A 12,090-nucleotide genomic window follows, 5' to 3' on the forward strand; every position below is an offset into this window, starting at 1 on the left:
CCGTCTTGCCCGCCACGAGCGCCCCGGCCGCCCGCAGCCGGTCCACCACGACGGCCTGCGGCCCGGCGAGCACGCCCGGCGGCAGCGCCGAACCGGCGTGCGTGGGCAGGCCGTCCACGTGGATGATGTCCTTGATCCCGACCGCCACCCCGTACAACGGCGGCCGGTCGGCCGGCTCCCCGTACCTCGCGGCCAGCGCGCGGGCCTCCCCGTGCAGCCGGTGGTGGCGCCCCGGCTCGGGGACGAAGGCGTGGATCAGCGGGTCGATCTGCTCGACGCGGGCGCAGAGCCGCTCGACGTGCTCGGTCAACGGCGGCTCGCCGCCGCGCAGTTCGGCGGCCTCGCGGGTCAGCGACCGGGGCCGGACAAGGGGTTCCTCCATGCCGATCACGGTAGCCCGCGCGACGGGCGCTACTGGTGCTCGGCGCCCAGGTACGGCGACTCGCGCAGGTAGTACGCCCCGCAGGTGTGGCAGCAGAGTTCGGGGGTCTTGCCCCAGTCGACCGCCTCACGGACCGGCGCCCGTGCCTCCAGCTCCCGGCCGCACATCGCGACCTGCTCGGTGCCCCGGACCATGTGCCACAGCCGCACCCCGTCCGGCGGACCGCCGGCGCCGTACTCGGCTCGCATCTGGTGCATCATGCCCCCATCGTCCGGCCGCCCGAACCGCCCGGCAACCGGGGCGGACGGGGGCCGGAGCACGGGCCGCGCCAAGCCTCCTTCGGCATCGATCAAATTTGGACACCCCCTGGTCGAGAACAGGCCACCACCGACCGGTATGGTTCGCGGGCGCGACCACCGCCGACGCCCCGCCGTCGCTGCCCCAAGTCGCCGGACAACAGACACAATTCCCCCGAAGCTGGAGCATCTGACCGTGCGCTCTTCCCGCCTCCTGGCCGCGTCCACCCTGGTGGCGCTCTCGCTCGGCGCCACGGTCGGCGCCGCCACCGCGAGCGCCGTCGGCGTCACGCCGACCCCGACCACGCCGGGCACCCCCACCGCCACGACCGCGCCGGGCACCCCCACCCCCACGGGCGCGCCGACCGCCAAGCCGAGCGGCCTTCCCGTCCCGGCGCCGACCAACAACGACTGCCACGGCGGCGTCTACCAGAGCCCGCTGCTCAAGGTCACCGCCACCGGCCTGTACGGCACCACGCTGGTCAAGGGCGGCCCGGCCGCCGAGATGACCCTGACCTGGGAGAACGCCAGCGGCGTCGACCTGCCGGTCGTCCACCACGCGCTCTACCTCACCGACGAGATGCAGGAGCGCCCGGTCGACTGGAGCCCGGAGTTCTTCACCATCCAGCTGAAGACCGCCGACGGCTGGAAGCAGCTGAACGACAAGGACCGCGTCCTGCAGATGCAGGACTTCAAGCTGGCCAAGGGCGAGAAGTTCACCGTCCAGCTGCGGATCGCCGTCAACGCCAAGGCCCCGGCCGGCAAGTACGGCGGCAACTACGAGGCCGGGTCGGACGCGTTCGACAACGACAAGGTCCCCACCCCGGCCAACGACAAGCCGAACGCCTGCACCCAGTTCCTCGCCGACCACGTGGGCAACTTCCAGGTCGCCGAGCCGGGTTCGGGCGCCACCACCCCGGCCGCGACCACCGCGTCGCCGTCCGCCCCGGCCGCCGTCTCCGCGTCGCCGTCCGCCTCGGCCTCCGCGGGCCCGCACCTGGCCGAGACCGGTGCCTCGTCCAACACGCTGCCGATCGCCCTCGGCGGTGCCGCGGTGCTCGCCGCGGGCGCCGGCACCCTGTTCTTCCTGCGCCGTCGCAAGGCCGGCGCGAACAGCTGAATTCCCGCCCTCGATGAGACTGGCCGGGGGGCGGGGACAACCGTTCCCGCCCCCCGGTGGTCTTCCCAGCCGGAGAGCGACACCCGACCCCACCGCTGGAGCCATGACCATGCGTTCCCCCCGGCTGCCCGCCGCCTGCGCCCTGCTCGTGCTCACCGCCGGCACGGTGGCCGCCGGCGCCGCCCCGGCCCTCGCCGACGCCGCCCCCACGACCTCGGCGAGCCCGACCGCCCCGGCGACCGGGGAGCCGACCGCGCCCGCCACCACGCCGGCGGCGACGCCCACCGCGACCGGCACGCCCACCGCCGCCGCGACCCCGGCGGCCACCGGCTCGCCCTGGCCGTCCGACTGCCCCGAGGGCCCGATGGCCTCCCCGGTGCCGGCCACCGCCACCGGCCCGGCGGGCGGCGCCGTGGTGACCGGCGGAGCGCCCGGCGAACTGTCGGTGACCTTCGACAACACCAGCAGCGCGACGGTCCACGAGCTGGCCACCACCTTCACGCTGACCGGCAAGGACGGCGCGGCCACCGGGCTCGACGTCAAGCTGCACGCGCCCGGCGGCGACTGGAAGCCGCTCACGGGGACGAACGCCGGCACCTACCAGGTCGAGCGGGGCCGGAAGCTGACCCTCCAGGTGCGGGTGACGGCCGCGGCGGGCGCGGCGCTCGGGGAGTACCGCTTCGCGTTCGCGGCCAAGTCCGAAGTGCTGCCGAGCGGTTCGGCCCCAGCGAAGAAGTACACCTGCCCCCAGCTGACCGCGAGCGCCGGCGGCACCTTCACGGTGACCGACCACGCCCCGGCGACCACCTCCGCCACGTCCGCCCCGGCCACCCCCGCCCCCGCCGTGAGCCCGACCCGCACGCCCGCCCAGCTCGCCGACACCGGCGGCGGCACCAACTCCACCCCCATCGCGGTCACCGGCGCCGCCACCATCGCCCTGGGCGCGGCCCTGCTCCTGCTCACCCGCCGCCGCGAGACCGCGACAGAAGAAGACTGACCCGCAGCCGGTCAGTCCACGGCGCCGGCCCCCACGGGGACGCCGGGCTCCCCGAGGCGCAGGGCGAGCACCACCATCTCGGTGCGGTTGACGGCTCCGGTCTTGTCCCGGATGCGCCGGATGTAGGTGTCGACGGTGTGCTTGCTCAGGCCCAGCCGCCGGGCGATCGCGTGGTACGTCGCGCCGCCGGGGAGTTCGGCGAGGATCTCGCGCTCCCGGTGGCTCAGGGCCGATGCGGAGTCGGTGCTCACGACCATGCCAGGCCTCCCCTGGGTTCCCGACGAGGCCTGGTGGACCCCGTCTCACGGAGCAAGCATCCGTGCCCGCACCGCGCGTCTCCAGGCCGTCCGCACCTCACCAAGCTGACAGACAGCAAGGCGAGGGGCGGACGGAACGCCCCCAACCGGGATGATCCGGACAGCCGGGACCATCCGGATGGCCGGGACCGGCGGTGCTCAGCCGGTCCGCAGGGCCGGCGCCTCGATCCGGCAGACGGCCGTCGACGGCTCCCGCAGGAAGTGCGCGATCTGCTCGGCGTACCCGGCCAGCTTCCGCCGTTCGTGCTCGGGCAGGTGGGTCAGCAGGTGGGCGTCCATGCGCGCGACGAGGTCCGGGTCGCTGCCGAGGGCCCGGAACAGGGTGCGGTACAGGCCGGCCAGGCACGCGTCGACGGCGTTGCGCCGCTCGCTGCCCTCCGCGGTCTCCGGCCGGGTGGTCAGCGAGCCGGGCCGCCGGAGCCGGTGGTACAGCGGCCGCGGCACGTAGCCGATCTCGCCGAGCGCGTGCGACACCGCGATGATCAGCCCGTCGTACGAGAAGCGGAACCCGCCGTAGTAACCGCCGAGCCGGCGCAGGAAGTCGGCGCGGTAGAGCCCGTGGTGGTTGCAGGGCATGTAGTAGTCCTCGCTCGCCGGGCGGGCCAGCCGGGCCGAGGCGTCCTCCAGGTAGGAACCGCGCGGCGAACCGTCCCGGTAGTGGCGGCCCCCCGCGTAGTGGACCGTCTGGGCGGACACGGCCAGGCCGGCACCGCTGCGGCGCAGCTCCGCGAGCAGCGCCTCGACCCGCCCGGGCTCGCTCCAGTCGTCGGCGTCCTGGATCAGCAGGTAGTCCGCGGCACCGGAGTACAGCGCCGCCGAGATGCCGAAGTACACGCCGTTGTTGTCCGGGAAGTCCACCCGCCACAGCCGGGGATCGGTCAGGTCGGCCAGCAGCGGCCAGGGCGGGCTCGGGTCGGCGTCGTTGATCACGACCACCCGGACGTTGCGGTGGGTCTGCGCGAGGACGCTGTCGACCGCCCTGCGCAGGTAGTCCGGGCAGCCGAAGTAGGGGATCGGCACCAGGACCGGCGGGCCGTCCATCTCGTGGGCCACTGTTCTGTTCTCTCCTTCCGCACCGTGCCGGTGCCGGCGGAATCCGGGATGACGGGACCTTTGACGGGACCGACGCGGACCTTTGACGGGATCGTGCGCGCGCCCGGGCCTTCAGGGGCCGCAGCCGACGGCCCGGTCCGCCAGCGCGGTGAGCCACTCGGCCACCTCCTGCTGCTCGCGCTCCGCCGCCTGCCGCCAGACCTCCCAGCGGTCCGGGGCGACCTCCAGGCTGAGCCGGGCCGGACGCTCGGCCGGCGCGGCGGCGCCGGCCCTCCCGGCCCGCAGCCGGCGCCGCAGTTCGGCCTTCGACCAGCCGTGCTCGACGGCCTGGTCGAGCCAGCGGTCCTGCTGCTCCGGCGGCAGCGCGGCGACCTCCTGGTGGTGCTGGAAGCTGAGCTCCGGCCGGCGCCGGGACGGCGCGAACTTGCGGGCCACCCAGGCGTAGTTGCGCAGCGTCTGGTAGTCGAGCGCGGTGCTCTCGATCGCCGTCCGGTAGCGCTGGGGGTAGCTCGCGCTGCCGAAGACCAGCCAATCCCCGGCCCACCAGGCGGAGGAGTCCAGGACGGCCAGCAGTTGCCGGCCGACCCGGAGCCAGTCGCCCAGCGGCAGGTCGTGGGGGAGGTGCAGGCAGGTGCGCTGGGGGCGGGTACGGCCGTCCAGCCCCAGCCGGGCGGCGGCGGGGGCCGGGGCCGGGCCGGCGGCCCTGGGGGTGGAGCCAGCCGGGCGCCGCCCGGAGGGGGCGGCCGTTCGGTGCACAGGTGACATGGCGGGTTCCAGGGGTCGGCGGGTTCCGGGGGCGGGCCGGTCGGCGGAAAGGGGCGCTACCGCGCGCTCGGCACGCGTCCCGCGAACCGCGTGCGGGTCTCGGTCACCATCGGCTTGCCGCTGGTGGTGACGGGCAGTTCGCCCGCCGGCACCAGCTCGACGTGGTGGACGTAGAGCTCCAGTTCGGCGGCCAGCCGGGAGCGGATCTCGCGGACCAGCGTGTCGGTGGCCCGGACGTCGTCGGCGGCGGGGCCGGCGCGCAGCTCGGCGACCAGGCAGACCCGCGGCCCGCCGGGGGCGTCCAGGGTGAAGGCGACGCAGCGGCCGGGACGCAGGCCGGGGATGCCGGCGCAGACGGCGCGGATGTCCGAGGCGTGGACGTTGCGTCCGTTCTGGACCACGGTGTCGTCGGCACGGCCCAGCACGAACAGGTGGCCCCGGTGGACGAAGCCCAGGTCGCCGGTGGGGTACCAGCGGCCGGGCCCGGTGCCGGTGTCCGGCCGGGCGGGCCAGTAGCCGGAGAAGAGCTGCGGCCCGCTGATCCAGACCGGGCCGACCCGCCCGGCGTCGGGGCGGCCGTGCGGATCATGCGGATCGTGCTGATCGTGCGGATCGTCCGGCGGTCCGATCGACACCCGGGTGCCGGGCAGCGGCGGGCCGGAGGAGAGCAGGACGGACGTCGGGCCGGTGGCGGGAGCCGGTTCGGCCGGCCGGGGCCGCACCCGGCCGGCGCGCAGCGCGTCGCGGTCGACGGCCAGCCGGACCGGTGGCTGCCGCGGGGTGCTGGCGGTCACCGTGAGGGTCGCCTCCGCCATCCCGTAGGACGGGCAGAAGGCGTCGGCCCGGAAGCCCGCCGCGCGGAAGTGCGCGGTGAACCGGTCCGCGGTGTCGGCCCGGACCACCTCGCCCGCGTTGCGGGCCACCCGCCAGGCGGACAGGTCCAGCTCCCCGGTCTGCCCGGCCGGGACCCTGCGGACGCAGAGCCCGTACGCGAAGTCCGGCGCGCTGGAGAGCGTCCCGCGCGCCGCCGTGATCGCCCGCAGCCACGACACCGGTGTCCGGGCGAACTCGCGGGGGCTCATCAGCACCGACGCGTAGCCGCTGAACAGGGGCCGCAGCACGCCGGTGACCAGGCCCATGTCGTGGTGCAGCGGCACCCAGGTGACGGCGGTGTCGCGCGGGCTCTCGCCGTAGGCCGCGGCGGCCTGGGCGCAACTCGCGGCGATCGCCCGGTGGGTGAGCACGGCGCCCTTGGGCGTGCCGGTCGAGCCGGAGGTGTACTGCAGCAGGGCGATGCCGTCCGCGGCGCGTCGGTGCGGGCCGGGAGCCGGCGCGTCGTCGCCGGCGATCAGCTCGTCCCAGCCGACGGCGCGCCCGGCGGGTCCACCGCGGCCGATCACCAGCGCCGGCCGACAGTCCGCGACGATCCCGCGCAGCCGGGCCGCCGTGGCGGGCGTCGGATCGTCCGTCGGCTCCGGCGCCGGCACCGCGATCAGGCCCGCCGCCAGGCAGGCGAGCAGGGCGGCCGTGAACGTGGCGTCGTTGGGCAGCGCGAGGACGACCCGCTCGCCGGGCTCGCGGACCCGGGCGGCGAGCGCCGCCGCGGCCAGCTGCACCAGGGCGTCCAGCGCGGCGAAGTCGAGCACGTCGCGGACCGCCCCGTCGCGCCAGTGCGTCACCGCCGTCGCCCGGGGCCGCTGCCGGGCCGCCCGGCGCAGCCAGTCGTGGGCCGTGCCCGCGGCGGCCGGCGCGCCGGTCGTCACCCGGGCCGCCGGTCGCCCGGGGCGGCCACAGAGGCCACAGAGGCCAGGGAGGCCAGCGCGGCCCGCCGGATCTTGCCGCTCGCCGTCCGGGGCAGGGTGCCGCTGCGGTGCAGCACGACCCGGGGCACCGGCAGCCCGTGGGCCACGGCCGCCGTGCCGAGCGCCCCGGCCAGCGCGGAGTCCCGTTCGGGGGCGCGGGTCTCCACGTGGCAGACCGGTTCCGGTCCGTCGACCACGGCCACGTCGGTGACCCCCGGCAGTCCCCGGGCCAGGTGCTCCAGCAGGGCGAGGTGGGCGGCGCCCGTCGGGTCGGCCCGGCCGACGACGAAGAGGTGGCCCCCGTCGTCCAGGTAGCCGACGTCGCCGGTGCGCAGGACCTCGTCGCCGTCCCCGCTGTCGACCCTGCGCAGCCGGGCCGTGATCTCGCCCAGGCGGCCGGCGGCCACCGGCACGCCGTCCCGCTCGACGGACAGCCGGATCCCTGGCAGTGCCCGCCCGACCGAGCCGGGACGCGCCAGCCAGCCCGCGGTGTCGATCTCGGTCAGGATGCTCCGGGACGTGCCGTAGTACTCGTGCAGCACCGGTCCCAGCAGGCCGATCGCGGCCCGCTTCACCTCGGGCGGGCAGGCGGCCCCACCGTGGAAGACGGCGCGCAGCGGCCGGGCGGGCGCCCGCCCGGCGGTCACGAGGTCGACCAGCAGGTCGGGGCTGAGCATGGTGCTGGCCGCCTCGTGCCGGTCGGCCAGTTCGACGAACCGCTCGGGCGACCAGCCGCGTTGCACCACCACGGCGCTGCCCGCCTGCAGGGCGTACAGGGCGGGACCGAGCGTCCCCAGGTGGTAGGTCGGATTGGCCATCAGGTGCGGGCCCTGGTCGGGGCCGGCGGCATAGCGCTGCTCGACCGCGACGCCCCGGTACGGGCGCGGGGGCCGCACCCGGGGGACGGCCTGCGGTTCGCCGGTGGTGCCCGAGGTGACGAAGGCCAGGTAGCCGGCGGGAACGGGCGGGAACGAGGACGCCGGACCCGTCGCCGGCCGCGCGAGCGCGTCGTCGCCCGTCACCGGGCAGGGCAGCACCGGGGTGCCGGCGTCCGTGGACTCGTCCGTCACGTGCAGAACGACCCGCATGTCGGCCAGCAGGCGCGGGCCCGCGGCCGAGCGCAGCAGGCCCGCCTCGACCGGGAACAGTCCGTAGCCGTGGGCCAGCGCCGCCAGGGCGAGGGCGAAGAAGCGCGGGCCGGTGGGAATGTCGGTGGAGAGCACGCTGCCGTCCGCGACGCCGCGGCGGCGCAGGCCGAGGGCCAGGGCGTCGGCCCGCGCGGTCAGCTCGCCGAAGGTGCAGGCGTCGTCGCCCGCCACGACGGCGAGGCGCCCGGGATCGGCGGACGCGCTGCGCCAGGGGCTCCAGAGGTAGGGCCGCACGGGGTCATCCCTTCTCGGCGGTGGTGCCGGAGTGTGCCGGGCCGGACGCGAGTTCGGCCGCCAGGGCGGTGAAGCTCGCGGCCGAGAGCACCAGGGACACCTCGACCTCGGTGTCCAGCCGCTCTTCCAGCAGGTCGGCCAGCCACACCGCGGCGACCGAGTCGCCGCCGGCGCTGAAGAAGCTGTCGTCGGGCCGCGCCGAGGCGCCGAACACCTCGGCGACGGCCGCCAGCACGTGCGGCAGCACCGTGTCGGGGGGCAGGGGACTCATGGCAGGGCCTTTCGGGAGGCGGAGGTGGTCCGGTGCACGGCCGCGGCGTCCGCGACGACCCGGTCGACGATCGTGCGGGCCAGCGGCTCGCCGACGCGCCGCCCGTCGAAGAGCAGGTCGAGCAGGACGGTGTCGCGGTACTCGTCGCAGCGCAGGTGGAGGGCGGAGGAGTCCTGGAAGGTGATCCGGCGCAGCGGGTAGGCGTCGGCGGTGATCCGCAGCTCCCCGTCGGCCCGGACCGGCCGGTGGTCGCCGGGGAAGCTGCGCAGGTTGACGTACACGTCGCGGGCGAGCGGGGCGCCGCCGGCCTCCGCGCCCGGCGGGGAGTCGAGGAGCCCGGCCAGTTCCCCTGCCGTGAACTGCTGGTGGCGCAGGGCGTCGACCATCGCGTGGCCGACCTCGGCCACCACCTCGGGCAGCGCCGCCGCCGGGTCGGCGATCGCCAGCGGCGCCGGTCCGGCGAACATGCCCGCGACGTCGCGCTCGGCCGGGCGCCGGGAGTCCACCGAGGTCCACAGGCTCAGCCGCGGCTGCCCGGCCTCGCGGGCCAGCGCCCGGACGAACGAGCCGACGAGCCAGTGCATGACGGTGCACCGGGTGGCCCGGCAGTGTTCGCGCAGCGCCGCGACGGTGGCCGCGGGCAGCCGGGCGCCGACGCTGCCGTCGGCGGTGCGCCGGACGCCGTCCAACTCCCGCCAGCGGTGCCGGGCCGCGAACTCCAGCCGCCGGTGCCAGCTCGCCCTGGCCCGTTCCAGGTGCCGGGGGCCGTAGCCCTCGCGCTGGCGGCGGGCGGCCTCCGCGAACGAGGGCGCGGACGGCACCGCCGGCTCACCGGTGTCGCGCAGCGCGGCGTAGTCCTGCCAGACCTCGCGCGTGAACAGGTCGTGCGCCCGGCCGTCGAAGAAGAGGTTGCCGAAGGTCGCCAGGAAGGCGTGGTGGCCGGCGTCGTGGCGCAACAGCCGTAGCGTGAACGGGCGTTGGTCACCGGTGAGCGGTGTGATCACGTCGCGCGAGAGCACGGCGGCGGCGTAGTACGAGAACTGGTCGGCGGAGCTCGCCGTGACGGACCGGTGGAGCACGGGCCGGTCCGCCGGATCGACCGCGAGCACCTGCTGGGCGGTGGCCGCGCCGGGCGCCGGCACCGGGAGCATCCGCAGCGCGTCGTGCCGGGCCACGAAGAGCCGCACGGCCTCCTCGAAGAGCTCGGGGTCGAGCGGGCCGAGGATCCGGTACGAGAGCCGGACGTTGCGCGGCACGCGCGTGCTGCGCCTGGTGTTGGCGGCGTACCACTCCTGCTCGTAGGTGAGCGGGGCGGTCCGCGGGCCGGGGCCGGGGCCGGTCACAGCAGGCACAGGAACTCGCCCCCGTCCGCCCGGAGCGCGTCGGGCGTGCCGGACTGGACGATCCGGCCGTCCTGGACCACCACGACCTGGTCGGCCGCCTCCAGCACGGTGAGCCGGTGGGCGACCGCGACGACGGTGATGCCGCGGGCCAGCAGCCCGTGGAAGATCTCCTTCTCCAGGGCCGGGTCCAGGGCGCTGGTCGCCTCGTCCAGGATCAGCAGCCGCGGCCGGCGGGCCAGCGCGCGGGCCAGCACGATCCGCTGGCGCTGCCCGCCGGACAGGCCGTGCCCGCCGGGGCCCACCAGCGTGTCGTAGCCCATCGGCAGGGCGGCGATCTCCTCGTGGACGCGGGCCAGGCGGACCGCGTCGATCAGCTCCGGCTGGGTGATCTCGCCGGCGCCGAAGGCGATGTTGTCGCGGATCGTGCCGCTGAACAGGTGGGCGTTCTGGTTGACGTAGGCGATCTGGCGGCGGAAGGCGGGGCCGTCCAGCTCGGTGAGGTCGTGCCCGTCGACCCGCACGGTGCCGGAGGTCGGCCGGTGCAGGCCGGCGAGCAGCATGCCGAGCGTCGACTTGCCCGAACCGGAGCGGCCCAGCACCGCGACGAACTGGCCCGGCTCGATGCGCAGTCCGACATCGGAGAGCGTCGGACGGGCGGCACCGCGATGACGGAACGTCACGTCCGTCACCGTGACGCCCAGCGGGGTGCCGGCGTCGGCGGGCAGCAGCCGGCCGGCCGGCTCCGGCTCGGTGGACAGCACGTCGTCGAGGCGGACCAGCGCCGGTCGTACGGTGGCCAGTTGGGAGGCGGTGTCGAAGACGCTCTCCAGCGGGGCGAAGAGCGAGGCGGTCAGCGCCATGAAGGCCAGCGTCGCACCGGCGGAGTCCCGGCCGTCCAGCACCCGCCAGACGCCGACGACCAGCACCACCATGGGCGCGCAGTACTGGATCGCCCGCGCGGCGGCGGTCGTCGTGGCCAGGCTGCGCCGGGCGTGCAGGCGCTTGTTGACCTCCCCGACCAGCGCGTGCGACCAGCGCTCGGCCGCCAGCGCCTCGACGCCCGCGGACTTCAGGCTCGTCATGGACTCCAGCAGCTCGACGAGTTCGCCCTGGGACTGGGTCTGGCGCTCCAGCACCTCCTGGCTCAGCCGCGACTGGCGACGCCAGGTCAGCGCCATCACCCCGGTCTGCAGGGCGATCAGCGAGACGACCACGGCGGCCAGGACCGGGTTGGCCACGACGACGGCGACCAGGTAGACCAGGATCAGCAGGCCGTCGAAGGCGGCCGACACCGCGGTCATGCTGAGCACCTGGTTGAGCGTGCCGCTGGTGCGCACCCGCAGCGCCAGGTCGCCGGAGTTGTGCACGGTGAAGAAGTCGTAGGGCAGCGAGACCAGGTGCTCCAGCACGCCCCACGTCAGACCGCGTTCCATCGCCGCCTGCCGCCTGGTCAGCAGGAAGGACCGCAGGACCTGCAGGGCGAAGAAGAGGGCGCAGAGCAGGGCCAGGCCGGCCGTGGCGAGCCAGAGGGTGCCGGTCAGCCGGTCGGGGATCACCCGTTCGAGGATGACGCTGATGGCGGCCGGCAGCACGAACTCCAGCGCCATCAGGGCGCCCGAGGCGGCCAGGATGCCGCGCAGGTCACGGCCGCGCGGCAGCACGTGCCGCAGCAGCCGCCAGGGGCCGGCGTCCGCCGGGGCACCGGGCACGCGGGGGCGGGCCGGTGCCAGCGGCGCCTCGAACTCCAGCGCCACGCCGGTGAACGACTCGGCGACGGTCTCCGGGCTCAGCCGCCGACGGCCGAGGGCGGGGTCGACGACGTCGGTGTAGTCCTCGGTCGAGCGCTCCAGCACCACGAAGTGGCTGAAGTTCCAGAACAGGATGCTGCCCGCGGGCAGGTGCCGCAGGCCCGCCAGGTCGGTGCGCACGCCGCGCCCGCGCAGTCCGGCGCGCCGGGCGGCGTCCAGCAGGGTGCGGGCCGAGGCGCCGTTGCGGCCGGAGTCGGTCCGCGCCCTGAGCTCGGCGAGGTCCGCCTCGATCCCGTGGTGGCGCAGCGTCATGACGAGGCAGGCCGGCCCGCAGTCGCTGACCTGGGTCTGCAGGCAGACCGGCACACGGGCGCGGCCCCGCCGTTCCCGGGCGTCGGCGACGGCGGAGCGGATCCGGTCCCACGGGCGCCCGGGCCGGCGCGCCTCGCCGGTCCGGCCGAGCACCGGACCCAGGCCGTCGCGCGCGTAGCGGTGTGCCAGGGCCTCGGCCCGGAACCGTCGGCCACTCGTCATCTCCTACCTCCTTCTCGGCGCTGCTGCGCGGCGACGCCGGGCGGATCGGCTGGGCCGGTCCGCCCGGCGTGGTGGCCCGT

The 12,090-nt window shown here is 76.0% G+C and carries 12 protein-coding genes; 2 read left to right on the forward strand and 10 right to left on the reverse strand.

What is annotated here, in order from left to right:
- Together AB0O00_RS18600 and AB0O00_RS18605 are read right to left on the reverse strand one after the other, a co-directional pair.
- On the reverse strand, window positions 1-382 hold a 382-nt coding region (locus AB0O00_RS18600), incomplete at its 3' end, for an amidase family protein (RefSeq protein WP_363653054.1).
- Between the two features lie 29 nt (window positions 383-411).
- Window positions 412-642, reverse strand: coding sequence for a hypothetical protein (locus AB0O00_RS18605; RefSeq protein ID WP_363653056.1), 231 nt, complete (start codon window positions 640-642; stop codon window positions 412-414).
- Window positions 643-874: 232 nt separating this feature from the next.
- Between AB0O00_RS18605 and AB0O00_RS18610 the strand changes: the two genes are divergently transcribed.
- Both AB0O00_RS18610 and AB0O00_RS18615 read left to right on the forward strand, forming a co-directional pair.
- Window positions 875-1,798, forward strand: coding sequence for an LAETG motif-containing sortase-dependent surface protein (locus AB0O00_RS18610; protein WP_363653058.1), 924 nt, complete (start codon window positions 875-877; stop codon window positions 1,796-1,798).
- Window positions 1,799-1,901: 103 nt separating this feature from the next.
- Complete coding sequence (locus AB0O00_RS18615; protein ID WP_363653060.1) at window positions 1,902-2,795, forward strand: LPXTG cell wall anchor domain-containing protein; 894 nt, start codon at window positions 1,902-1,904, stop codon at window positions 2,793-2,795.
- Between the two features lie 11 nt (window positions 2,796-2,806).
- On the opposite strand, the gene AB0O00_RS18620 is transcribed toward AB0O00_RS18615, so the two are convergent.
- The 8 genes from AB0O00_RS18620 to AB0O00_RS18655 form a co-directional block, all read right to left on the reverse strand.
- Window positions 2,807-3,052, reverse strand: coding sequence for a helix-turn-helix transcriptional regulator (locus AB0O00_RS18620; RefSeq protein ID WP_363653062.1), 246 nt, complete (start codon window positions 3,050-3,052; stop codon window positions 2,807-2,809).
- Between the two features lie 198 nt (window positions 3,053-3,250).
- On the reverse strand, window positions 3,251-4,165 hold the full coding sequence (locus AB0O00_RS18625) for a glycosyltransferase family 2 protein (RefSeq protein ID WP_363653064.1): 915 nt from the start codon (window positions 4,163-4,165) through the stop codon (window positions 3,251-3,253).
- Window positions 4,166-4,276: 111 nt separating this feature from the next.
- Window positions 4,277-4,930: an LmbU family transcriptional regulator gene (locus AB0O00_RS18630; RefSeq protein ID WP_363653066.1), complete on the reverse strand. Its 654-nt coding sequence runs from the start codon at window positions 4,928-4,930 to the stop codon at window positions 4,277-4,279.
- 56 nt (window positions 4,931-4,986) lie between these two features.
- Window positions 4,987-6,693, reverse strand: coding sequence for an AMP-binding protein (locus AB0O00_RS18635; RefSeq protein ID WP_363653068.1), 1,707 nt, complete (start codon window positions 6,691-6,693; stop codon window positions 4,987-4,989).
- Window positions 6,690-8,114 carry an AMP-binding protein gene (locus tag AB0O00_RS18640; protein ID WP_363653070.1) on the reverse strand — a complete coding sequence of 475 codons (1,425 nt, stop codon included), beginning with the start codon at window positions 8,112-8,114 and terminating at the stop codon, window positions 6,690-6,692. The genes AB0O00_RS18635 and AB0O00_RS18640 overlap by 4 nt, the downstream gene beginning before the upstream one ends.
- A 4-nt stretch (window positions 8,115-8,118) precedes the next feature.
- Window positions 8,119-8,385: an acyl carrier protein gene (locus AB0O00_RS18645; protein ID WP_363653071.1), complete on the reverse strand. Its 267-nt coding sequence runs from the start codon at window positions 8,383-8,385 to the stop codon at window positions 8,119-8,121.
- Window positions 8,382-9,737 (reverse strand): condensation domain-containing protein, encoded by a 1,356-nt coding sequence (locus tag AB0O00_RS18650; RefSeq protein ID WP_363653073.1) that lies wholly within the window; start codon window positions 9,735-9,737, stop codon window positions 8,382-8,384. Before AB0O00_RS18650 ends, AB0O00_RS18645 begins: the two co-directional genes overlap by 4 nt.
- Window positions 9,725-12,010 carry a peptidase domain-containing ABC transporter gene (locus AB0O00_RS18655; RefSeq protein ID WP_363653075.1) on the reverse strand — a complete coding sequence of 762 codons (2,286 nt, stop codon included), beginning with the start codon at window positions 12,008-12,010 and terminating at the stop codon, window positions 9,725-9,727. The genes AB0O00_RS18650 and AB0O00_RS18655 overlap by 13 nt, the downstream gene beginning before the upstream one ends.
- Between the last annotated feature and the right edge of the window lie 80 nt (window positions 12,011-12,090).

Source organism: Kitasatospora sp. NPDC093558, from assembly GCF_040683475.1.
GTDB lineage: Bacteria > Actinomycetota > Actinomycetes > Streptomycetales > Streptomycetaceae > Kitasatospora.